Source organism: Acidobacteriota bacterium (assembly GCA_035471785.1).
In the GTDB taxonomy this organism is placed as follows: Bacteria; Acidobacteriota; UBA6911; order RPQK01; family DATIPO01; genus JANQFM01.
The window spans coordinates 48,362-70,013 of record DATIPQ010000065.1 but is presented as its reverse complement, the minus strand read 5'-3'; the positions used below and the strand labels follow the sequence as shown (position 1 = coordinate 70,013).

Annotated in this window: 19 protein-coding genes; 11 read left to right on the top strand and 8 right to left on the bottom strand. The window is 62.3% G+C overall.

Annotated elements, in window-relative coordinates:
- From VLU25_09690 to VLU25_09670, 5 genes are all read left to right on the top strand, one after another.
- Positions 1-571, top strand: a 571-nt coding sequence (locus VLU25_09690; protein HSR68202.1) for an RNA polymerase sigma factor, incomplete at its 5' end; no start/stop codon positions are given.
- 35 nt (positions 572-606) lie between these two features.
- Complete coding sequence (locus VLU25_09685) at positions 607-1,086, top strand: hypothetical protein (protein ID HSR68201.1); 480 nt, start codon at positions 607-609, stop codon at positions 1,084-1,086.
- The gene (locus VLU25_09680) at positions 1,070-1,624 is read left to right on the top strand and encodes a hypothetical protein (GenBank protein ID HSR68200.1); all 555 of its coding nucleotides are present in this window, start codon (positions 1,070-1,072) and stop codon (positions 1,622-1,624) included. Before VLU25_09685 ends, VLU25_09680 begins: the two co-directional genes overlap by 17 nt.
- Before the next feature lie 564 nt (positions 1,625-2,188).
- Positions 2,189-2,908 carry an outer membrane beta-barrel protein gene (locus tag VLU25_09675; protein HSR68199.1) on the top strand — a complete coding sequence of 240 codons (720 nt, stop codon included), beginning with the start codon at positions 2,189-2,191 and terminating at the stop codon, positions 2,906-2,908.
- A 54-nt stretch (positions 2,909-2,962) separates the two neighbouring features.
- Entirely contained in the window at positions 2,963-4,177 is a 1,215-nt protein-coding gene (locus VLU25_09670) for a hypothetical protein (protein ID HSR68198.1), read from the top strand.
- 9 nt (positions 4,178-4,186) lie between these two features.
- On the opposite strand, the gene apaG is transcribed toward VLU25_09670, so the two are convergent.
- The gene (gene apaG, locus VLU25_09665) at positions 4,187-4,570 is read right to left on the bottom strand and encodes a Co2+/Mg2+ efflux protein ApaG (protein ID HSR68197.1); all 384 of its coding nucleotides are present in this window, start codon (positions 4,568-4,570) and stop codon (positions 4,187-4,189) included.
- Between the two features lie 143 nt (positions 4,571-4,713).
- On the opposite strand from apaG, the gene VLU25_09660 reads away from it, so the two are divergent.
- Together VLU25_09660 and VLU25_09655 are read left to right on the top strand one after the other, a co-directional pair.
- On the top strand, positions 4,714-5,340 hold the full coding sequence (locus VLU25_09660) for a sigma-70 family RNA polymerase sigma factor (protein ID HSR68196.1): 627 nt from the start codon (positions 4,714-4,716) through the stop codon (positions 5,338-5,340).
- On the top strand, positions 5,337-6,044 hold the full coding sequence (locus tag VLU25_09655; GenBank protein HSR68195.1) for a zf-HC2 domain-containing protein: 708 nt from the start codon (positions 5,337-5,339) through the stop codon (positions 6,042-6,044). The genes VLU25_09660 and VLU25_09655 overlap by 4 nt, the downstream gene beginning before the upstream one ends.
- An 80-nt stretch (positions 6,045-6,124) precedes the next feature.
- Here VLU25_09655 and VLU25_09650 read toward each other — a convergent pair whose 3' ends face one another.
- Both VLU25_09650 and VLU25_09645 read right to left on the bottom strand, forming a co-directional pair.
- Positions 6,125-8,296 (bottom strand): hypothetical protein, encoded by a 2,172-nt coding sequence (locus VLU25_09650; GenBank protein ID HSR68194.1) that lies wholly within the window; start codon positions 8,294-8,296, stop codon positions 6,125-6,127.
- A gap of 44 nt (positions 8,297-8,340) precedes the next feature.
- Positions 8,341-10,167 carry a SpoIVB peptidase S55 domain-containing protein gene (locus VLU25_09645; protein HSR68193.1) on the bottom strand — a complete coding sequence of 609 codons (1,827 nt, stop codon included), beginning with the start codon at positions 10,165-10,167 and terminating at the stop codon, positions 8,341-8,343.
- A gap of 251 nt (positions 10,168-10,418) precedes the next feature.
- Between VLU25_09645 and smc the strand changes: the two genes are divergently transcribed.
- On the top strand, positions 10,419-14,003 hold the full coding sequence (gene smc, locus VLU25_09640; protein ID HSR68192.1) for a chromosome segregation protein SMC: 3,585 nt from the start codon (positions 10,419-10,421) through the stop codon (positions 14,001-14,003).
- 13 nt (positions 14,004-14,016) lie between these two features.
- Here smc and VLU25_09635 read toward each other — a convergent pair whose 3' ends face one another.
- From VLU25_09635 to VLU25_09625, 3 genes are read right to left on the bottom strand one after another with little or no spacing between them, the layout of a single operon-like run.
- Positions 14,017-14,259 carry a helix-turn-helix domain-containing protein gene (locus VLU25_09635; protein ID HSR68191.1) on the bottom strand — a complete coding sequence of 81 codons (243 nt, stop codon included), beginning with the start codon at positions 14,257-14,259 and terminating at the stop codon, positions 14,017-14,019.
- A 38-nt stretch (positions 14,260-14,297) separates the two neighbouring features.
- On the bottom strand, positions 14,298-15,179 hold the full coding sequence (locus VLU25_09630) for a PHP domain-containing protein (protein HSR68190.1): 882 nt from the start codon (positions 15,177-15,179) through the stop codon (positions 14,298-14,300).
- A complete protein-coding gene (locus VLU25_09625; GenBank protein ID HSR68189.1) occupies positions 15,179-16,060 on the bottom strand; it encodes a phosphoribosylaminoimidazolesuccinocarboxamide synthase in 882 nt (293 codons plus the stop codon). The genes VLU25_09630 and VLU25_09625 overlap by 1 nt, the downstream gene beginning before the upstream one ends.
- A 257-nt stretch (positions 16,061-16,317) precedes the next feature.
- On the opposite strand from VLU25_09625, the gene groES reads away from it, so the two are divergent.
- From groES to VLU25_09610, 3 genes are all read left to right on the top strand, one after another.
- Positions 16,318-16,626 (top strand): co-chaperone GroES, encoded by a 309-nt coding sequence (gene groES, locus VLU25_09620; GenBank protein HSR68188.1) that lies wholly within the window; start codon positions 16,318-16,320, stop codon positions 16,624-16,626.
- Between the two features lie 59 nt (positions 16,627-16,685).
- Positions 16,686-18,332 carry a chaperonin GroEL gene (gene groL, locus VLU25_09615; protein HSR68187.1) on the top strand — a complete coding sequence of 549 codons (1,647 nt, stop codon included), beginning with the start codon at positions 16,686-16,688 and terminating at the stop codon, positions 18,330-18,332.
- 100 nt (positions 18,333-18,432) lie between these two features.
- Entirely contained in the window at positions 18,433-20,046 is a 1,614-nt protein-coding gene (locus VLU25_09610; GenBank protein HSR68186.1) for a glycosyltransferase family 39 protein, read from the top strand.
- A 4-nt stretch (positions 20,047-20,050) separates the two neighbouring features.
- Here the strand turns inward: VLU25_09610 and VLU25_09605 are convergent, their stop codons facing one another.
- Positions 20,051-20,695 carry a dienelactone hydrolase family protein gene (locus VLU25_09605; GenBank protein ID HSR68185.1) on the bottom strand — a complete coding sequence of 215 codons (645 nt, stop codon included), beginning with the start codon at positions 20,693-20,695 and terminating at the stop codon, positions 20,051-20,053.
- Entirely contained in the window at positions 20,692-21,642 is a 951-nt protein-coding gene (locus tag VLU25_09600; GenBank protein HSR68184.1) for a ring-cleaving dioxygenase, read from the bottom strand. Before VLU25_09600 ends, VLU25_09605 begins: the two co-directional genes overlap by 4 nt.
- Between the last annotated feature and the right edge of the window lie 10 nt (positions 21,643-21,652).

The following is a 21,652-nucleotide window of genomic DNA, read 5'->3' as shown; positions in this document are numbered from 1 at the left end:
CGAATCGGCCTTGGCCGGGGAGGCACAGGCGTTCGAAGAGATTGTCAAGCGTTACCAGCGGTTGGTGTTCAATATCGTCTACCACTATCTGGGAGGACGCAATGAGGTGGAGGATCTGGCTCAGGAAATCTTCCTCAAGGTTTACCGTTCGCTGGACCGCTTCGACACCTCGCGTCCGCTTAAGGCCTGGATCGGCAGGATCGCTTCCAACGCCTGCCTGGACCAGCTTCGGCGGGCCCGAGTTCGGCGCGAACGGTCTTTCTCGGATTTCAGCGAAGAACAGGAAGAGCGCATCCGCTACCTTTACGGCAAGTCGGCCGAAGGAGGCGGGTTGACCGAGGAGGAGGCCGAGGAATCGCTGAGCCTGCTTCAGCGCGCGCTCGACGAACTCGGCGCCAAAGACCGTATGGCCTTCGTATTGAGAGAGATGGAGGAACAGGAGTACAGCGAGATCGCCGAGGCCATGGATACTTCACAGGTGGCCGTGCGCATCCGCGTCAGCCGTGCGCGCAAGAAACTGCAGAAGCGCATCAAGGCCATGCTGGCCAGGCAGGACGCCATTTCGGCCTAAGCGGGGGAAGAAAGAAAGTCAGGGGGATGGGAACGATGAGTCAGCATATCGATTTCAGCCAACTAGAGCCGCACCAGAGGCTGGACGAGGCGCATCTGCGGGACTGTGCCCAGTGCCGCGCCGACTGGGAGGCCTACCGGCTGCTGCGCAGCCAGGTGGAAGCGGCGCCGCGGCTTGACGCTCCACCCTTCTTCGCTGCCCGGGTGTCTCATCTGGCGGTGTCCCAGGGGGGGGCTTCCGCCTCTTACTGGTGGGCCCTTCAAGTGGCGGCCCGGCGCTTGTTGCCTCTTTTCGCCTCTTTGGTGATCGCCATCAGCGCCGGACTCTTGTGGACTGAAAGCCGGTCTTCGGGTGTCCTGTCCGATCCCGCCGCCCAAATCAGCGCCGAAGAAGCCCAGGTAATGGCACTGGTGCTGGAAGACGCCACATCGGACGGGTCGGCGGCCCCGGTCGGTGACGTCTTCGACCTCCTGGCCTCCGAGTTGGAAGGACCGAACCATGACCAATCGAAGTAAAGCCGTGATGTGGATCGTGGGGGTGTTCCTGACCGGCTCCCTGTTTGGAGGCGGGCTGGTAGCCCTGCTGCGCCAGCCGCCTGCCCCTCCGCCTCCCCAGGATCCCTTGGGGCTGGAAGAAGAAGCCCCATCCCCGCCGCCCCAGCAGGGGCCGGCGGAGGAGAGCGACCAGCGAGGCTCTCTGCAGCCGCCTCCCGACGGCCACCGGGGAAACGGGCGCAGGGACCGCCACCGAGGGCCCAACATGCGGGCCGAGGTGCGCCTGTTGGCCCGGCACCTCAACCTCGACGAGGAGCAGCGCGCCCAGTTGGTGCAGATCGTCCGCCAGGGGAACCAACGGCTCATGAGCATGGACCGCGAAATGCGCGAGCGCCGTTCCCAGATCCGCAAGGACATGGGCCACAGCATCCGCAGCATCCTCACTCCCGAGCAGAAAGAACTCTTCGACGACTACATCGCCAACCGCCGTCAGCGCATGCGCCAGTTCCAGCAGCGCTTCAGGGACCGGCTCGACAAGCGCCCCGATCAAGACCGCTAGGGCCACTAGGTGGCCAACAAGTTCACACAAGTGTCAAGTTTCAGCGACCGCGCTGAAGGCCCATTTGCTCTCGGCGGTATGAGGCTGCTCGCTATCCCTAGTGCAGTGCGCAGAAGTTTTGAGCCACCCTGTGGCGTTATCCCACGCTTTCAGCGTTGGCACATTTGGCGTTTGAAACCCAGGGTGGCGCCGCCGTCTCGCTAGCGCTCGCCGCGGCTGACCCTGGGCTGGCGAATCTGTCCCTGTCAGGGACAAGAACGGAGGGCTGGCTCAGAGCTTATGACCGGCAGCACTAGCCCACTCCGCCTGAAGTTCTCCCGCAAGAAAGGCTTGCGGCGGACGCCAAGAATGCCGTCTTTCCTCGATCCTGTACCTCGCTGGCCATGGCGGGGGACTCGTCCATGCCTGCCCTGCCGGGCACGGCGCGCTTCTGGCATTGCACCTGCATCCTGAGATGGCGGAGCGAATGGATGAACTTGTGGCGATGCTTCTCAGAAAGCCTCGACTTTTTCAACTGGCGCGCATCTCCGTTGGTAGAATGGTGTTTTTGCGGAACGGAGCGATATGAAATCGATGCGCCTCTTCTTGGCGGTCGTTGTAACGGCGGCCTTCTTGATAGTTTCTCTACAAGCTCAACCCCGGCGAGCCAAGAACAAGTGGGAAGTCTCATTTACAGTCGGATGGGCCAGTTCGGACGACGAGAGCTTCGCCACTTCGACCTTGAACGGCGTCAAGAGCGTAGGCCTCGAGCAGGACTCGGGGCCCGCCTTCACCCTGGGCGTGACCGATCACGTCTCGCGCCACGTGGGCGCCGAGGTGGAATACGCTTTCTCGGACCACGATTCGACGTTCTTCAATCTTTCGCCCGACCTGCCGGCTCTCGGATTCAAGCAGCGTCTCCACCGCATTTCCTACAGCGCCGTCATCTATCCGGGAAACCGCCTGGCCCGGATTCGGCCCTTCGGGATGGTGGGAGCGGGCGCGGCCTACTTTCAGACCTCTGCCGAACAGCCCGAGCTGGCCCTTCAGAACAACGTCGATCTGCGCAGCCGCTGGACCTTCATGTACCATTATGGAGGCGGGGTGAAGTGGTTCCTCAACGAGCGCTGGGCCCTGCGCTTCGACGTGCGCAATTATGTGTCGAACGTCCCCGACTACGGCCTGCCCCGCCAGGATCAGAGCAACGGCAACGGCATGCTGGTGCCGGGGTTCCGTCCCCAGGGCGACTTTCAACACCTCTATTTCGGCGCCGGCTTCACCTACGCCCTTCCCGGCCGACCTTGAGCTCGGGTTTGAATCGGGGCGTTTGCAAGCAGCGCCCCCCTGAGACGACAAACCATGAGAAAGACATATAGTTCACGGATCCGCAACAGGATCGGATGGGCTCTGCTGTCCTCGCTGCTGGCCTGCTCTTACGCCTCGGCCTCAGACTTGCGCGACCCGGCCTTCATGGGAGAGGCCCGCCAGGCTTTCGAGGGCATTTACAGTCTGGAATATCAAGAGGCCTACCAGGAGCTGCTCGATTTACGGCAGCGCTATCCCGACCATCCGGCTCCGCCCCTTTACCTGGCCACGGTCAAGTGGCTGCAGGAGCTGTTTGTGCGCCAGGACCTCGACCTCGACCGCTTTCTGGCTCCTGGCTACTTCGCCGAGAAAACCGATCGGGAAATGCCCCAGGAGGACCGCAAGGACTTCTTGCGCTTCATCGATGAAAGCCGCGACAAGAGCCAGGCCATGCTGGAAAAAGACGCCGGCAACAAGGACGCCCGCTACTTCATGGGAGCCTACTACGGCATCCGCGCCTCTTTCGCCATCACCATCGACCACAGCGTCAAGCAGGCTTTCGACTATGGCAAGAAGGCCTATAAATACCACCACGCGCTGGTGGAGGAAGATCCCGCCTACTACGACGCCTACATGAGCGTGGGCATGTACGAGTACATCGTGGGCAACCTGCCCTGGTACATCAAGTGGCTGGCCAGCATCTTCGGCTACTCGGGCAGCGAATCGAGAGGCTTCGAGTACCTCAACAAGGCCAAGGAAAAAGGTTCCTACGTGGCCACCGACGCAGCCGTTCTGCAAATGGTGCTCTACGTCCGCGAAGAGCGCTACAAGAAGGCCTTGGAGAATGCCGGCCGACTGCACCGGCGCTATCCCCGCAACTACCTGCTCCACATCAACCAAGCCCAGATCCTGGAGATGATGGGCGAGTCCGGGCGTTCCGTAGAGACCTACCGCCAGGTCCTGCAAAAGGCCGACGCGGAGACGAAGAACTATCACAGGCTGGAGGCCAACAAGCTCCGCTACAAAGTGGCCGCCAAGTTCGAGCAGATGGGAGAGGTCGAGAAGTCGCTGGAGGAGCTGCAGGTGATCATCGACGATCCCGGCGCCGAGTCCTCTCAGCGTGTCGTCGCTCACCTCTACGCGGCTCGTCTGCTGGAGCGCAACGACCGTGCCGGCGAGGCCGCGGGCCACTACAAGGCCGTGCTGGAATCAGAGAACCACGGCAACAGTCACCGGCTGGCACGCCGGGGGCTGCAACGAATCGGTTAAGGGCCCAAGTCAGTTGACGGCGTAGGGCGGCGAGAGGGAAAAGGGAGCGATGCGGGCCTGGAAGCTTTCTCCGTTTTCCAGCTTCATCTTGTAGTTGCCTTCCATTGATCCGAAAGGCGTGGAGAGGGGACAAAAGCTGGTGTATTCGAAGGACTCGCCGGGTTTGAGGACGGGTTGCTCGCCCACCACTCCGGGTCCTTGCACCCGTTCGACTTTGCCGTTGAAATCGGTGATGATCCACTCCCGGCTGATCAGTTGGGCGGTGTCAGCCCCCTGGTTGGTGATGACAACCTTGTAGGCGAAGAAGTAAAGGTTGTTTTGCGGCGAACTGCGCTCCTCCACATAATAGCTCTTTACTTGAACGCGGATCTCACGGGTGGTGGTATCGCTCATGCCGGCCAAATTATGTCACAGGATTCTTAAAAGCGTGAAAATATGACTGGAGAAGGCCTCTCGATTCTTGCCTTTTTTCGGAACTCTCGGCCTCTCCCGTACTCTAAGTAAGGTAAGGAAGCACGCTGAGAAAGAGGGCGCACATGGCTGAGATGACCCGTTCGATCAGCTCCGGCATCGAACTGACTCGTGTGGAAAGCATGGTCGACCGGTTGAAGGCCGGCGATGAAGCCGCCTTTGAAGAGGTCTTCAGCATTTACAAGGACATGGTCTATGGTCTCGCCTACCGCCTCCTGGCCGATAAGGCCGAAGCCATGGACGTCACTCAGGAAGTCTTTCTCACGCTGCACCGCAAAATTGCCAGGTTCCGGGGAGAATGCACCTTGAAGACTTGGCTTTACCGGGTCGCTTTCAACCAGGCCGCCAACCGCAACCGTTGGTGGAAACGTCGGCGCAAAGACCGTACGCGCTCGCTCAGCATCAGCTACGGCAATGACGACCAGAGTCACATCGATCCGGATGACGGGCGCCCCAAGCCGGATCACCAGCTTTACTCCCGAGAGGTCCAGCAAGCCTTGCAGCGATGCCTCAGGAGGTTGCCCTTCGATCAGCGTGCCGCCCTGGTGCTGCGCGACGTGCAGGGTTTGACCTACGAGGAGATCGCCGAATTGACGGGGGCCCAGTTGGGCACCGTCAAGTCGCGCATTGCCCGAGGACGCAGTCGCATGCGCGACATGCTGAAGCCCTATCGTGAAGGGAAATCGCTATGAAATGCCGAGAGACCCGAGAGTTCGTTCATGAGTTTGTCGACGGCGAGTTGAGCGGATTCGAAGAGAACCGCATCGAGCAACATCTGCAATCCTGCAGCCGGTGCCGCCGCTACGTGGATGAGATGCGCTTTGTGCAGGAGGCCCTTTCGGTACGGGCTCCCTTGCCCCGAGCTTCCAGCCACCTGCTTTGGAACAACGTCCGCCAGCGTACCGCGTTCACCTGGCAGCAGCGCATAGGCTTGGCTCTGGAGCGCCTGACCGACCGTTTCCGCGATATGGAAAGCCGCGTACTCTGGGCCCGGCTGGGTGCGGTGCCTTTGAGCCTGGCCTTTTTCGCCTTGCTGATAGCCCAGATGGGGCAGTTTTCCAGCAGCCTGTTTCCAATGCTGCGGGGCAACGCTCCGGGCCATACCGAAGTCGTTTTCACGCCTGGACGCCTGCCCCAGGACCGGGCGGCCCTCTTCGTCAAGACCGTGGAGAAGCTGGATGGTGAAGATCACGCTGCCGTTGTAGCTCATGTGCGCCAGGACGGCCGTGTCGAGATTGAGGGCGTCGCAGAGTACCCCGAAAACCTGCGCTTGCTGGACGCCCTGGAAGAAAGCGTCCGAGCCACCCGTTTCGCCTCCAGCCCCGGCCGCGGCCGCACCTTCGTGCACGTCCACTCCAGCATCGAAGTGGTGGAACCCGCCGAACGCGGAATGTAGGCTTCGCCACGCCCAACTCCCCCCAACTCCCAAATTGTGAGTTGGGAAGTGGGCTCTTGGAAGTTCGACCGCAGGTCGCTTTACCGTATGCGCAGGGTTTCCCTCTGGGTGCTGACGTTGCCCACCTCGTCGCTGACCCGCACGCTCAGGGTGTGGTTGCCCGGCGGCAGCTCGCCCAAGCCGACGCTGTAGCTTTCGGTCCCGCCGTCGGTGATCCCGTCGCGGGGCAGGACGATCACCCACTCCCCTCCTCCCACCTGATACTCGGCTTGATGCAATGAGGCGCCGTTGGCCGTGGCCGTGAAGGTGAAGTCGGCCTGGCGTCCGTTGATGGTGGGCGGCGAAAGCTCCACCCGCGGTCCCTGGTTGGCGACGGTGAAGGCCTTGCTGGTCAATTCGGCCCGCAGCGACTGGCCGGGGGGATTGCTGAGGTTGTCGATGGCGGTCAGGCGGACGAAATAGGTCCCGTCGGGCAGGCTGGCGGTGTCGAGCGCGTAGTAGTTGCGCCGCAGGTCCTCCTTGACCGGGGTCCAGGCGTCTTCGCCTTGGCGGCGGATGTGGAGGTGGAAGCGCACCTCGTCCTGATTGGGATCCGCAGCCTCCCAGGAAAAGCTGCGGGCTCCCGGAATGTAAAGGGTGCGGGGAGGCAATTGAGGCGAAGGTCCCTCCAGATTGCGTACCGCCCGGGGCAGGGAAAGCACGTGGGCGCCTTCGGGACCGCCGGGAGAAGCCCCGCTGCCGGAGATGTTGGGTTGGGGAATGAGCGCCTTGCCGGCGGGATGGACGGTCAAGGAACTGATCTTGGGGGCCATGTTGTTCTGCAGAAAGCTGACCGCCACCTCTTCCACCCCTTGGGCCGGCGAGGTGATCGATCCGCTCTGTGCAGCGCGCGGGAATTCCACCTTGTACTGGAGATAGCGTCCCAGCGGGCTCTGCACGGGACTTCCCGACGGATCGGCGTAGGGCTCGGACCAGGAGCTCCAGGTTTCGTCGGGTTCAGCGGTGTTCCCCGAGCGTGTGCGGACGCTCACCGCAGGCTCGGCGTTGACGGTGCGCCAGCGGATGCGGCCCCAACGGGAAGGCACTTCGGCGTCCAGCACTTCAGACTCGAAGACTCCTGCTTCTTGCCCCTGGGTCTGCAGGCGGAAGAGCTTGCCCAGGTTGCTGGTGGCGGCGAAGAGGTTGCCGTCCCGCTCCAGCAACTGGGTCACCTGTTCTTCCCGGCTGTCGCTCAAGTAGGTGACGAAGCGGTTTCCGTCCACCGAGAGGATGCGTCCTTCCGGCCCGGTGGCCACCAGCACCGAACCCTCGCTGCGCACCTTGAGGTCGAAGGCCGATTGGTTGTCCGAACTGTAGAGCTTCTCGGTGAGTCCTTGACGGTCGATGCGGTAGATCTCCAGTCCCTTGCCCGCCTTGATGCCGGCCGTCTGCACCGTTTCGCCCTCCTCCTCGTCCCCGGCGCCTTGTTCGGAAGGGTTGGAGGTATCGACCTGGGTCGTTTCGGAGAGGGCCGCCGCGTAGATCAACCCGATACGGTCCACTGCCAGAGCCTGGATCTCAGACAGATCCGAGTCCATCAAGACCGAAGGCTCTCCCTGGGGCGTCACCCGCATGACCAGCCCGTTGGGGGCGGTTCCTGCCAGCAGGTTGCCGTCCAGGTCGAAGGCCAGGCTCATGACGTGGGTTTCCGAGCTGTCGTAGAAGAGCCTTCCCTGCCCCTGGCTGTCGACCCGGTAGATGCGTCCTCGGGGGCCGGTTCCCAGGTAGAGGTTGTTCTGGGCGTCCATGAGCAGGGTCCAGATGTACTTCTCGCCGGGATCGAAGTAGCCGCTGGGCGTGCCCGTCGAGTTGAAGGCATAGACCTGTCCGTCGGGCGAGGTTGCGGCGTAGATGCGGTCGGTGCTGTCCGAGGCCAGGGCGAAGACGCCCGACTCTCCCAGTTCGGCCCATTGAGATCCCTGTCCTCCCGAGGGGACGCGGTAGATTTTGCCGCTGTTGCCGGTCCCCAGGTAGATGTTGGAGGCGCGGTCGATGAGGGCCGAGTAGACGAAAGCTTCCCCGCTGTCGTAGATCTCCTCCAGCGCGGGTGCCGGAACCAGGCGCCCGTGGCTGGAGATGGCGGCGCCACGCAGTTCTCCTTTGGAGAAGTCGGCCGCCGTCGATTGCTTCCACCAGCGGGTTTCCGAAGCCGAGAGCAGAGAAAGGCCGAGAGTCAATGCCGCGGCCGTCAGTAGAAGAATCGGTCGTTTCATGTTCTATCGCTTTCGCCGGGCGGAAAGGGGCGGGGACGGTCGGCTCACTTCTTGATGAGCACCTCGACCGTCTTCTCTCCGTTGAGCACGTATTCCCGCTCGGAGAGTTCGTATTCGAAATAGACCACTTTGTCGATGGAGCGCACGCTGTCGGGAGTCTTGCGCGACTTGTAAAGCGCCAGCATGGAGGGCGGCAGGGCCGGCATTCCCTGGTTTCCGATGACCGCGCCCGGCTGCTCGCGGAAGAGACGCACGTAGAGCCGGTCGTTGGTCTTCAAATTATTGATGGCCTTGACCAACTGGCCCAAGGAGCGGGGAATGAAATCGGGGCCGTCTCCCGGACGCTGGGCGCTGCGGGAAAGCGAGATGCCGTCCCCCACGGCGATCTTGAGGGCGCCCGCGGAGAGTCCTTCGGGCAGCCTGACGCCGTGCTTTTCCGTCTCCACCCGGCCATTCTCGCGGCGCAGGAAAAGGGTCAGGCCCACCTCTTCTCCGGCGCGCGCCTCCAGCCGGTCCTGCCAGACTTGTATCAGTTCGCCCCGGCGCAGCTTTTCCTGAGCCGAGATTTCGAAATTGAGCTTCTCGATTTCAAGGTCTTCAAAGCCGGCGTCGAGGAGCACGGCCACCGGCGAAGAAAGGGTCACAGCCGCCAAAGCCGGAGTGCTGGTCATGCTGGCGATGTTGCTTTCATAGACCACGTTTGGCTGGCCCTTGAGCTGGATGTCGCACTTGAGGCGCAGGGTTTGGGCTCCCAGGCTGCGCTCGGAAGAGACGATCACGTTGTTGACCGTCAGGTTGATCATGAAGGGCGTCAGAAAGGCGTCGTCGATGATCTCGAAGTTGTACTCGGCCAAGTCGTTGCGGCTGGTTTCCAGCTTGAGGCTGACCGGGATCATCCTGGGCGCAGCGTCGCGGATGCCGTAGATCCCCGTAGAACGGTCCTGACGGATGCTGCCCACCGGCTCCAGCGTGGCCGACACCTTGTTGCTGCTCTGCAAGCTGGGAATGACCGCCACTACAGCCGCCTGATTGAGAGGCATGTCGGTCTCCCCCACCCCCAGGAAAGGATGGCCGAAGGCGTAGATCTTGTCACCGCTGATGTGGGTCACGGTTCCGCTGGCGCTGATGTCCATATCGCCCCGCACCAGCTGCACGCTGACCGACGATCCCGGCTGCAGAGGACGCTGGGGATAGTCGTTGGAGGCGTTGGTATTGAGTCCGCGCAGCGGGATCAGACCCAACTCCCGCAGCCGCCCCTCGAAAGAGGCCAGCGAGCGGGGCGTGAACCCCGACAGGCTCAGGGGAGTGGCGATGGGGATCAGCTTTCCTTCCAGCCCCATCCCCATCCAGGAGGCCTTGACTTGATACTCGGGGCGCTCTTGCAGGAGCGCAGATTGGTCCGGCGGCTCCTGCTGCAGGCGCTGCAAGGCTGACGGGTTGAGCCCGGCGCTGCGCCGCAAAGGGGGCTTGCTCCTGAAGATGTCCACCATTTCGCCGATGGGAGTAATGCCCGCAATGGGTTCTTTGGAGAAGGCGAAAGAAAAGGCCACCGCCCCCACCAGACGTCCCTCCAGATAGACGGGAGAGCCGCTCATGCCCCCGAAGACGCCGGTTCGCTCCAACTGGCCCCCGGAAAGGCGGGCCAGGATCATGTTTTGCTTGGGCCCGAAGTTCTCCAGCACTCCCAGGATCTCAACCTGGAATTCCTCGATATCGTTGCCCTCAAAGATGGTCTTGCCCACCCCGGTCTGTCCCGGCTTGACCATCTCGAGCGGATAAAACTCGCTGGGTTGGGCCGCCAGAACCGCCGTCATCAAGCCCGCCGTCATCAAGCCCGCCGCCAGCCAGCCCGTCATCCCTCTGAAGATCATGTGCAATTAACCTCGCAGCCGCCGCTTCCATTGAGTATACCGAAAAGAGGACCCTGGAGTTCCGCGGAATCCCCGTCAGAGCGTCGTACTATAATGATCGTGGGAAATGGCCGAGCAGGAGCCTGTCCCAATCTGAGGCTTTGCAGAGGCGCGCCGGCGGACAGGCCGGGAAGAAGACCCCACGTGATGCAGCCGGCCGCCGGAGGCGCCCCGCAGGTTGTCTGGCGGAGCTGCTGGCGGATGAGTTGAACATGCTGAAATTCGATTCGCTGGAAGTACTGGGATTCAAGTCGTTCGCGGAAAAGACGCGGGTGGTCTTCAGCGATCGAGTGTCGGCCGTCGTGGGTCCCAACGGCTGCGGCAAGTCCAACCTGGCCGACGCCATCGCCTGGGTGTTGGGGTTGCACACGGCTCACAACTTGCGCGGCCAGCGCATGGAAGACCTGATTTTCAACGGCACCCGCCAGCGCAAGCCTGGGGGCCTCTGCAAGGTCAAGCTGACCGTCAGCCGCAGCGGCGACACTCCCCTCATCCTGGACGGTGAAGAGCTCACCGACGACAAGCTCGAGATCGGGCGCCGCCTTTACCGTTCGGGCGAGAGCACCTACCTCATCAACGGGCGCCGCTGCCGCCTCATGGACATCCAGCGATTCATCGAGGAATCGGGCCTGGGCTTCGCGCCCTACGCGCTCATCGCCCAGGGCAAAATCGACTCCTTCCTCAACGCCCGGGCCCTGGAGCGGCGGTCCATCATCGAAGAAGCGGCCCAGATCAGCTCTTACCGCTCCAAGCGCCGCTCGGCGGAAATGAAGCTGGAATTGGCGCAGCAGAACCTGGTGCGCGTGCAGGACATCATTTCGGAGGTGGAGCGCCAGTTGCGTTCCCTCAAGCGCCAGGCCAACAAGGCGCGCCGCTATAAGGATCTCAAGGAGGAGTTCGAAGGCTTGCAGCGGGCCAAGCTGGTGCTGGAATCCTCGGCCCTGCGCAAGAGGGCCTCGGTACTTGAGGAAGAATTCAAGGGCTTGCTCGAAACCTCTCAAAAAGTCAGCCGTGAACTGGAGGAGTGCGAGGCCGAGTACCGCCGCAGCGTGCAATTGCGGGAAGAACTCGACACACGCCTCTCCGAACTGCGCCAGCAGCGCTCTGAATTGCGCCTGGAACTGGATCGCGCCACCAACTCGCGGCGCTATCACCAGGAGCAGATCGAAGCCATCGGGCGCCAACTCGAGAACAACGCCCGGGAACGCCGTTCCATCGAGGAATCCCTGGCCAAGGTCAATGAGGACGCCGACAAACTCAAGAGCGACCTGGATGAGGTCAAAGACCGCCAGGTCCAAAGCGAGCAGGACCTGCAAGAGCGCCGCTCGCGGCTGAGCCAGGCCGAGCAGGATCTGGAGGAGGCCGAAACCGAGATCGAAAAGCTGCGTCAACAACTGGTGCGGCTCTCCTCCGAGACGGCTTCGCTGCAAAACCAGCAGGAACAACTCGAGGCCCGCTTGCAGTCCGAGCAAGCGCGCGGGCAGACGCTGGAAGAAGAACGGGCCAAGCTGGATGCGGATATCGCCCACCTTGAAGAATTGAAGGAGCAGTCCCGCTCACGCCTGGAAAGGGAAGAGAACAACTGGCGCCAACTGACCCGGCAGGCCAATGAGAAGCGCCAGGAACTCGCCCGCCTCGAGGAGGAGATGGCGGCTCAGGAATCTGAGCTTCAAGAATGTCAGGGCAAACTGATCGCCGCCCGCGAGCGGCTGCATTCGCTGCAGGAAGTTGAAATGAGCCGCAGCCAGTACAGCCAGGGCGTGCAGAAACTGCTCAACCACCTCAAGAAAAACGGCGGAGTGCATAGCGGCGGCACTCTGGCCGACTACGTCGAAACCCATCCCGATTTCGAGCGCCTGGTGGAAGAGTTCCTCGACGAAGAACTGGAATACGTCCTGGTCGATTCGCTGGAAGACGCCCTCAAAGGTGTGGACGAGGTGCGCAACCTCAAGAGCGGCAAATGCACTTTCCTCAGCCTGGCCAGCGCAGTTCAGGGCCAGGAAGGGGCGGCCTACTCCCTCAACGGACTCTCGGGCGAAGAAGGCGTTTTCGGCACCGTGGGAGAGATCGTCAAGATGTCTCCGAAGGTGCGGGAAGCATTCGACAGGGTCATGGCTGCTCGCACGGGCGCCGTGGTGGTGACCGACCTGCAGCGGGCCGTGGGACTGGCCGAAGCCCATCCCCGACAGACTTTCGTGACCCTGGCGGGCGAGGCCCTGGAGCCCAGCGGCCTGCTTTCGGCAAGCGCTTCCCAGTCCAAGAAGCTGGGCCTTCTCAGCCTCAAGCGCAAGAAGCGCGAAATGGAGAAGAAGCTGCAGGCCCGGCAACAGGAGGCCGAGAGTTGCGAGAAGCGGTTGCAGAAAAGCAAGCAGAGACTGCAAGACCTCGCTCTAGAATGCCGCCGGCTGGAAGAATCCGTCCATCAGGCCGAGAAGGAACTGGTCAGCCGCCGCCATGACCTGGAACGCGTGGAAAGCGATCTTGAAGAGCGCCGACGCCAACTCGGCCGGCATGAGCAGCTTCTCTCGGAACACGCCGGCCAAGTGGACTCCATGGGCAGGAAGCTGAAAGAGATCAGGGCCGCGCTGGACCAGCGCAGTCGCCAGCGCTCCGCTTCCGAAGCCTCCCTGGGAGAGCGGCGCAGGGGATTGGAGAGGCTTCGCCAGGAGGTGGGCCAGGCCCGTACTCACCTCAACGAAGCCCACCTCAACCGGCAGGTCATGGTGGAGCGGCGGAGTGCCCTCGACCGGGCTATCAGCCGCATCCAAGAGCAGCAGGGCGATCTGCGGGAGCGGCTGCGGGCCGGCGCCCTGGCCGAGGAAGAGGGACGCGCCCGTCGAACCGAGATGGGACAAAACCTGCAACAACTCGAGAGCGACCTCAAGCGCTTGGCCCAAGAGTCAGAGCAGCTCGAGGGAGTGCTGGCCAAGAGCGAGCGGCAGTACCAGGAGTGGAAGCGGCAGCATCCCGAAGTCGAGGCGCGGCTGGAAGCGCTGCGGGAGCGCAAGTCCGACCTCCAGGATGAGCGGTCTCAGGTCGATATCGAGCGCACCAAGGTCGAAACCAACCTTGAAAACGTCAGTCTCCAGTGCCAGGAGAATCTCAATATGTCCTTGCAGGAGGCCGCCTCCAAGGTCGATCAGGAGTCGCTTTCGCTGGAGGATGTGCTGGGGCCCTACCAGGAACGCCGTCAGAAGCTCGAGAACTTCGGCCCCATCAACATGACGGCTTTGCAGGAATATCAGGAGAACGAAGAGCGCCACGAGTTCCTGGTCGATCAGCGCGACGACATCGAGCGCTCCATCGCCGACACCACCAACGCCATCAAAGACCTCAACCGCCGTTCAAGGGAGAAGTTTCAGGAGGCCTTCCAAGCCATTAACGGCCACTTCAAAGTGCTCTTCCAGAAGCTGTTCGGGGGAGGCGATTGCGGCATGCGCCTGCTCGACGAGGACGATGTTCTGGAAAGCGGACTGGACGTCTTCGCCCAGCCTCCGGGCAAGAAACTGCAACACGTCAGCCTGCTCTCGGGGGGTGAAAAGGCCCTCACGGGACTTTCTTTGCTGATGGCCCTCTTCCAGTATCGGCCCAGCCGCTTCTGCATTCTCGACGAGGTCGACGCTCCTCTCGACGATGCCAACGTGCTGCGTTTCTGCAAGCTGGTGGAGGAGATGTCCGAGGTCACCCAGTTCATCGTCATCACCCACAACAAGCGCACCATGGAAATCGCCAACGCCCTCTACGGCGTCACCATGGAAGAAGCGGGCGTCTCCAAGGTCGTCTCGGTGCGCTTCTAAGAGAGGCTGCTGGCTATCCCTTGCGGAAGTCTCTCTTGTCGAGTTTGTGCAGGCGCAGCTTCTTGGTCAGCGTATTGCGGTGAACGCCCATGGTTCGAGCCGCTTTGGAGAGGTTGCCCCTGTTGACGTCCAGGGCCTTGATGATGAAGAGCTTCTCGAACTGTTCCTGGGCTTCGTTCCAGTAAATCCCCTTGTCCACCATTTCATCGATGACGTCTTCCAAGACCTGCTTCATTGTGGACCGGGCTGCGTTCATCCGACTTCTCCTCGATCGTCTTCTCGGTGCGCCGGCCTTCAATTCCCTTGCCTGCGCTTTTCCAGTGCCTCAACCATGTTCAAGTCGCCTTCCCGAACCGATCCGAAGGCGACTCCGGGTTTGACTTTGCCGTGAAAGTCGCTGCCTGCCGTGATGGTCAAATCCAGCTTGCGAGCCAGATCAAGATACCGTGCCGAAGCGCTTTCGTCATGGTAAGAGGTAAAAACCTCCAGCCCTTGCAGTCCCATTTCCTTCAACTCGGTCAGCATTTCCTCGTCCACGGTGCCCGGCTTGAGTCCCGGATGAGCCAGCACGGCCACGCCCTGGTTGCGCCGTACCAGCCCGATGGCATCCTCCAGGGCGGCTTCCTCTCGGGGCGTGTGGGCAGGCCGTCCGGGCAAGAAGTAGTCTTTGTAGAACGCGACCTCTCCGCTTTGCCCGTCTCTTTCGAAATAGTCCCGCAGCCGAGGGTCGCGGCGGCTCTGAGGCTTTTTCAGCAGTGCCGAGGCCACCGCCGGTCCCGTCACGGGTCGTCCTTCCATCGCCTCTTCCACTTCTTTCAGGGACAGGTCGAATCCAAGTTGGCGCAGTCTTTCGACGCGTTGCCGGTTCTGACGCAGGCGGGCCTGCCGGATGCGGCTCAGGAAATCGCGCAGACTGGACGAGCGCCAGTCCACCAGCGGTGCCAGCAGATGGAACTTGTGGCCGCCGTAGCCGGTGGAGATCTCCACGTTGGAAATCAGGCGGCAGGAGAAGTCTTCTCTCATTCCCTCGGCCTCCTCCACGCCGGCCACGGTGTCGTGATCGGAGATGGAAAAAGCCTCCATGCCATGTTTCTCTGCTTCCCGCCAGATGCGCTCAACGCTCCACTCGCCGTCGCTGGAGTGGTGGGAGTGGATGTGAAGATCGACGAAGCTCATCAGCCCTCCAACTCCCGCCCGGTGAGGATGCGGAAGGCTTCCAGGTAGCGGCGGCTGGTGGCCTCGATGACCTCCTCGGGCAGCTTGGGTCCCGGAGCCTGCTTGTTCCAATCCAGCGTCTCCAGGTAGTCGCGTACGAACTGCTTGTCGAAGGAGGGTTGAGAGCCGCCCGGACGGTATTTGCCGGCGGGCCAGAAGCGCGACGAGTCGGGGGTCAGGGCTTCATCGATGAGGATGAGCCGGTCTCCTTCCAGGCCGAACTCGAACTTGGTGTCGCAGATGATGATGCCTTTGCGTCGGGCGTAGAGCGACCCTTCCTGGTAGAGGCGCAAGCTGATGTCTCTGGCCTTGTTTGCCAACTCCTCTCCCACCAGTTCCTGGGCCCGGGCCTGCGAGATGTTTTCGTCGTGTCCCCGGGCGGCTTTGGTGGAGGGAGTGAAGATGGGCTGTGGGAGCTTGTCGGCCTCTCTCAAGCCGGAAGGCAGGGGGATGCCGCTGATCGAGCCCTTTTGGCGGTATTCCTTCCAGCCCGAGCCGGCCAGGTAGCCCCTCACCACGCATTCGATCGGCAATGGACGGCAGCGCCTCACCAACATCGAGCGGCCCTGCAAACGGGACCGGTAGGGCCGCAAGACCTCGGGGAAGTCGTCGAAATCACAACTGACCAGGTGATTGGGCACGGTGTTCCCGGTCTTTTCGAACCAGAAGGCCGAAATCTGATTGAGGACGGCTCCCTTATGGGGAATGGTATCAGGCAGCACCACATCGAAGGCCGAGAGCCGGTCGGTGGCCACCAGCAGCAGGCGGTCTTCGACTTCGAAGATCTCCCGCACCTTGCCTTGAGCCACCTTCTTGAGTTCAGGAATAGCGATCGTTTTCATAGAGGAGCCTCTCGCCACGCGGCCTCATTCTAGCCGATGAAATTTTTTTTCTCCATCTCCTTGCCTTGGTTCCATGTCGATCTTAGAGATCTTGACGAATCGGGCCAGCGTTGGTATCATTAGCACTCGTTAGAGACGAGTGCCAACAGCCGGTGTTGCTGGGGCACCCAAGCCCTCGCCGGCTCCCACGAATAGATTGAGTTGGCAAGTTCAAAACATATTCATCATCGAGAGATCGCTAAGGAGTGAAGACAGCTATGAGCAGCATCAAACCTTTGCATGATCGCATCCTGGTCAAGAGAGTTGAAGAACAGGAAGAAGTGCGAGGCGGGATCGTGATTCCAGATACCGCCAAAGAGAAGCCCCAGGAGGGCGAAGTCGTCGCCGTCGGCGACGGCAAGGTCCTGGACAACGGCAAGACGGCCCCCATGTCCGTCAAGGCCGGCGACCGCATCCTCTTCGGCAAGTATTCGGGAACTGAAGTCAAGGTTGACGGCAGCGACTACTTGATCATGCGCGAGGACGAGGTCCTGGGCATTCTGGTCGGCGAAGCGGTCAGCGCCTAGCAACAGACCTGAAAAAGCAAGCTTCTGGAAATCCATTCAGACTGAAGGAGATTTGAGATATGGCAGCTAAGCAAGTAACCCATGGAGAAGAAGCCCGCAGGTCCCTTCTGCGCGGCGTCAACAAGTTGGCCGATGCGGTCAAGATCACGCTGGGGCCCAAGGGCCGCAACGTGGTGTTGGAGAAGAAGTTCGGGTCGCCCGTGGTGACCAAGGACGGCGTGACCGTGGCCAAGGAAATCGAACTGGAAGGCATTGAGAAGGTGGGCGCTTCGATGTTGCGCGAAGTGGCCAGCAAGACCTCCGACGTGGCCGGCGACGGAACCACCTCGGCCACCGTTCTGGCTCAGGCCATGATCCGCGAAGGACTCAAGAACGTGGCCGCCGGAGCCAACCCCATGGCCGTCAAGCGCGGCATCGACAAAGCCACCGAGACGGCCATCGGGAAGATCAAGGAACTCTCCAAGGGAGTTCAGGGCGACATGATCGCTCAGGTCGGCACCATCTCGGCCAACAACGACAAGACCATCGGCGCCATCATCGCCGAGGCCATGGACAAGGTGGGCAAAGACGGCGTCATCACCGTCGAGGAAGCCCGCTCCATCGAGACCACCCTGGAAGTCGTGGAAGGCATGCAGTTCGACCGCGGCTACCTGTCCCCCTACATGGTCACCGACCCCGACCGCATGGAGTGCGTGTTGGAAGACGCTTTCGTGCTCCTGCACGAGAAGAAGATCAGTTCCATGAAAGACCTTCTGCCCCTGCTGGAGCAGGTTGCCAAGACCGGCAAGCCTTTGCTCATCCTGGCTGAGGACGTGGAAGGCGAAGCGCTGGCCACGCTGGTCGTTAACAAGATCCGCGGCACCCTCAATGCCGCCGCCGTCAAGGCTCCCGGATTCGGCGACCGCCGCAAGGCCATGCTGGAAGACATCGCCATCCTGACGGGCGGAAAGGTCATCTCCGAGGACCTCGGCATCAAGCTCGAGAACGTCCGCCTGGAGGACCTGGGACGCGCCAAGAAGATAACCATCGACAAGGACAACACCACCATCGTGGAAGGCGCCGGAAGCTCCGAGGACATCGCCGGACGCGTCAAGCAGATCCGCACCCAGATCGAGGAGACTACCTCCGACTACGACCGCGAGAAGCTGCAGGAGCGCCTGGCCAAGCTGGTGGGAGGCGTCGCCGTAATCAAGGTGGGCGCCGCTACCGAGACCGAGTTGAAGGAGAAGAAAGCCCGCGTCGAGGACGCCATGCACGCCACCAAGGCTGCTGCCGAAGAAGGCATCGTGGCCGGCGGAGGCGTCAGCTACCTGCGCGCCGCTCTGGCTCTTGACGGTCTCGACCTGAGCGAAGAAGAGCAGGTGGGCCTGACCATTCTGCGCCGCGCTCTGGAAGAGCCCATGCGCCAGATCGCCTTCAACGCCGGTGCCGAGGGCGCCGTCGTGGTGGGCAAGGTGCGCGAGTCCGACGACCCCAACTACGGCTACAACGCCGAGACCGGGGAATTCGGCGACCTCATCGCCCAGGGCGTCATCGACCCCACCATGGTGGCCCGCACCGCTCTCCAGAACGCCGCTTCCATCGCCGGAATGCTGCTCACCACCGAGGCGCTCGTCACCGAGCTGCCCGAGGAGGATGACAAGGCCGGCGCCGGAGCCGGCGGCCATGGAGACATGGGCGGCATGGGCGGCATGGGCGGATTCTAAAACGCCCTGCGTCTCAACGATCCGCGAGGAGCGGGGGCCGGACTCTTTCCGGTCCCGCTCCTCTTTTTTTATCGGCCTCTATCGGTGATCATGGGGAGCCATGTCCGCTTCTCGCCAAACATTGCTCGCAGCCGCGGCCTTCACCGTTTCGGTGCTCTACCTGACGCTTTTTTTTCAACTGGGCAGCACCGCCTTCATGGGTGCCGACGAGCCCCGCTATGCCCGCATCGCCCAGGAGATGGAGGAGAGCGGCGACTGGATCACTCCCCGTCTGGAAGACCATCCCTGGCTTGAAAAGCCGCCCTTTCTCTACTGGACGGCGGCCGCCTCCTACTCCCTCTTGGGAGTGAGCGAGACGGCCGCCCGTCTCCCCAACGCCCTGCTGGGAGCTCTGGCCGCGCTGGCCTTGCTGCTCATGGGAAGCTTCGTGGCGGGTCCCAGGGCCGGACTCTTCTCCCTGCTCATCCTGGCCACTTCACCGCTCTTCGTAGGCCTCTCGCGCTCAGCCAGCATGGACGCTCCGCTGACGGCCGCCTTCACCTGGGCCTGCGTTCTAGGCTTCCTAGCCGGCGAGGACGGCTTGTCGCCCCGGCTCAGGCTGCTCTGCTCGGCCCTGAGCGGGCTCTCCCTGGGGGCCGCCGTACTGGCCAAGGGCCCGGTGGCGCTGGTGCTCTTCGGCGCCGTCTTCGGTTTTTATTTCCTGTGGCTTCAACGCCTGTCTTGGAGTCTGCTGCAGGCGGCCTTGGCAGCGGCCGTCTTTCTCCTCTCGGCGCTCCCTTGGTACCTGTGGGTGTGGCAGGCCAACGGATACGACTTCCTCATCACCTTTTGGATCAATCATCACCTGGCCCGCTTCATCTCGGACATTCACCACCACAGCGAGCCCTTCTGGTACTACCTGGTGGTCTTGCTCTTCGGCTTCTTTCCCTGGTTTTTCTACCTGGGACCGGCTTTGGCCGGTCTTTGGAAGCGGCGCAAAGAGTTGCGGGGACGCGGCGGACGCGCAGAAGTCTTCCTGTGGATCTGGGCCCTGCTGCCTTTCCTCTTCTTCTCGGCCTCGGCCAGCAAGCTGGGAGGTTATATCCTGCCCATTTTCCCGGCCCTGTCCTTGCTGGTCGGACTGCTTTGGGACCGCCATGCCGATCTTGAAGTCTCGCTCTACCGGGGTCTCAAGCGCAGCACCCGCATGCTCAGCATCTTCGTTTTGATCCTCATTGGCGCTTTGCCCATAGCTGCCTCTGTCTTCTACCATTCCGCGCTTCTGGGTCTTTGGCTGGCCCTGCCCCTGGCGGCGGGCATGGCGGTTTTGTGGCTGCGGACGGGACATGCCAGGCCCGGTCCCGCTTTCATCACCCTGACGGCCATGATGACGCTCTTCGTGGCGCTGGCCTACGCCAAGGCCGGGCCGGTCGTTCAAGACTTCCACTCCACCCGCGGCATCGTGCGCTGGGCGGAGCCCGAACTGACGCCCCAGAGGCCCTTGGTCTTCTACCGGTTCTTCCATCACAGCGCCCGCTATTACGCCGGCTATCAAGCCCGCGGCCAAGCCATCCACCGCTACGATGAATTGTTGGAGTTTTTCAAGGAGACGTCCTGGGACCGTTATCTCATCCTCACCAAAGAGGAGGGATGGCAGGATCTCGACGCCTACTTCCACTCCCGTCTGCTCAGCCGCCAGGGCGAGTTCTACCTGGTGGAAGTCCGGCCCGCGTGAGGGACTATGCTCGGGCAAGCTCGCGCATCAGGGAGGCCACCTGGTCCAGTTCCTCGGGCATGACGGTGTGACCCATGGCTGGGAAGATCTCCTTCTTTACCTCGCCTCCCATCTCCTCCAGGTGGGCGGCGGAGAACTCGACCCGCTCCAGGGGGATGTGGGGGTCGACGTCCGAGCAACCCAGGTAAACCGGAGTTCCTTGCAGATGGCCCTGGTCGTTACGGGGTTCTTCGGGAGGCCCGATGAGTCCGCCGCTGAGGGCCGCCAGGGCGCCGTAGCGCCGGGCGTTGCGGGCGGCGTATTCGAGGGCCAGGCAGGCTCCTTGGGAAAAGCCCAGCAGAACGGTGCGTTGGGCCGGGATGCCCTTTTCGCGGCAGTGCTCCAACATCTCGCCCACCCGCTGCAGCGCCGAGGAAAGCCAAGGCTCGTTGGATTGAAGCGGGGCCATGAAACGGTCGGGATACCATACCGAATGGGCCGCTTGAGGGGCCAGAAAGGCGAATCCCTCAACCTTCAGATAGGAGGCCAGGCCGAGGATGTCGCGGGCTCCGGCGCCTCGTCCGTGCAGCATGATCATAGCCGCCCGCGCCTCCTCCAGCGGCTCGCCTCCGGCCAGGACGCGCTGGTTTTGGTGGAGGGCCTGATTCATGGCTTTTCTCCCGGCAGGCTGACTGCGGGCAAGGCCTGCTCGATCTGGGGCCGCGCTTTCTCCAGCCACTTCGGCAGCTTGAGGCTGCGCCCCAGTTGATCGAGGGGCTCGTCCGCCGTGAACCCGGGAGGATCGGTGGCGAACTCGAAGAGCACGCCGCCCGGCTCGCGGAAGTAGATGGAGCGAAAGTAATTACGGTCGAGAATGGGGGTGACGTTGTATCCCGAGTCCTCGAGTTGGCTTCTCCATGCCTCCTGCTGATTTTGATCGGGGACCCGCCAGGCCACATGGTGGACGCTGCCGGCGCCCAGGGCGGCGCGGGTCTGGCCGGGAGCGGGCACCAGATCGACCAGGGCGGCCCGGTCCCCGGCGCCCCGCAGGCGCAATCGTCCCTCTTCCTCGCCTTCCTCTCGAAATCCCATGGTGTCGCGCAAAAGCTGCGCCGTTCCTTCAAGCCCGGCCAGACGCAGAGTGACCGAATGGAATCCCCGTATGGCGTGAGCGGGTGGTACGGGCGAATCGGCCCAGGGCTGGAAATCCTGGTCTTCATCGCTGCCGACCAACTCCAGGCTGGTGCCCTCGGGGTCGCGGAAGCTGAGCAGGTCTTCCTGAAGGCGCCGCGCCCGTTTCACTGCAACGTCATTGGCCTGCAGCCGTTCTTCCCAGAAGCCCAATTGCCCGTCCGGAACCGCAAAGGCCGTGGCTGCCGTCTCTCCGCTGCCCGAACGGCCGCGTCCCACGGTCCGCCAGGGAAAGAAAGTCAGGATGGTGCCCGGCCTCCCTTGGCCGTCTCCGTAGTAGAAGTGATAGGTGCCCGGATCATCGAAGTTGACGGTCTTCTTGACCAGCCTCAACCCCAACACGCCCACGTAGAAGTCGATGTTGAGCTGGGCGTCCTTGGCGATGGCGGTGACGTGGTGAATGCCTGCGATGGTTGGTTGGCTCATGCTGAGTCCT

Excerpts from the sequence above, each read along its gene's own strand:
- VLU25_09635 (HSR68191.1), bottom strand. The coding sequence starts at position 14,259 with ATGAACGCAGCCCGGTCCACAATGAAGCAGGTCTTGGAAGACGTCATC.
- VLU25_09600 (HSR68184.1), bottom strand. The coding sequence starts at position 21,642 with ATGAGCCAACCAACCATCGCAGGCATTCACCACGTCACCGCCATCGCC.
- VLU25_09630 (HSR68190.1), bottom strand. The coding sequence starts at position 15,179 with ATGAGCTTCGTCGATCTTCACATCCACTCCCACCACTCCAGCGACGGC.
- VLU25_09670 (HSR68198.1), top strand. The coding sequence starts at position 2,963 with ATGAGAAAGACATATAGTTCACGGATCCGCAACAGGATCGGATGGGCT.
- VLU25_09675 (HSR68199.1), top strand. The coding sequence starts at position 2,189 with ATGAAATCGATGCGCCTCTTCTTGGCGGTCGTTGTAACGGCGGCCTTC.
- VLU25_09610 (HSR68186.1), top strand. The coding sequence starts at position 18,433 with ATGTCCGCTTCTCGCCAAACATTGCTCGCAGCCGCGGCCTTCACCGTT.
- VLU25_09645 (HSR68193.1), bottom strand. The coding sequence starts at position 10,167 with ATGATCTTCAGAGGGATGACGGGCTGGCTGGCGGCGGGCTTGATGACG.
- smc (HSR68192.1), top strand. The coding sequence starts at position 10,419 with ATGCTGAAATTCGATTCGCTGGAAGTACTGGGATTCAAGTCGTTCGCG.
- groL (HSR68187.1), top strand. The coding sequence starts at position 16,686 with ATGGCAGCTAAGCAAGTAACCCATGGAGAAGAAGCCCGCAGGTCCCTT.
- groES (HSR68188.1), top strand. The coding sequence starts at position 16,318 with ATGAGCAGCATCAAACCTTTGCATGATCGCATCCTGGTCAAGAGAGTT.
- apaG (HSR68197.1), bottom strand. The coding sequence starts at position 4,570 with ATGAGCGATACCACCACCCGTGAGATCCGCGTTCAAGTAAAGAGCTAT.
- VLU25_09660 (HSR68196.1), top strand. The coding sequence starts at position 4,714 with ATGGCTGAGATGACCCGTTCGATCAGCTCCGGCATCGAACTGACTCGT.
- VLU25_09655 (HSR68195.1), top strand. The coding sequence starts at position 5,337 with ATGAAATGCCGAGAGACCCGAGAGTTCGTTCATGAGTTTGTCGACGGC.
- VLU25_09680 (HSR68200.1), top strand. The coding sequence starts at position 1,070 with ATGACCAATCGAAGTAAAGCCGTGATGTGGATCGTGGGGGTGTTCCTG.
- VLU25_09650 (HSR68194.1), bottom strand. The coding sequence starts at position 8,296 with ATGAAACGACCGATTCTTCTACTGACGGCCGCGGCATTGACTCTCGGC.
- VLU25_09625 (HSR68189.1), bottom strand. The coding sequence starts at position 16,060 with ATGAAAACGATCGCTATTCCTGAACTCAAGAAGGTGGCTCAAGGCAAG.
- VLU25_09685 (HSR68201.1), top strand. The coding sequence starts at position 607 with ATGAGTCAGCATATCGATTTCAGCCAACTAGAGCCGCACCAGAGGCTG.
- VLU25_09605 (HSR68185.1), bottom strand. The coding sequence starts at position 20,695 with ATGAATCAGGCCCTCCACCAAAACCAGCGCGTCCTGGCCGGAGGCGAG.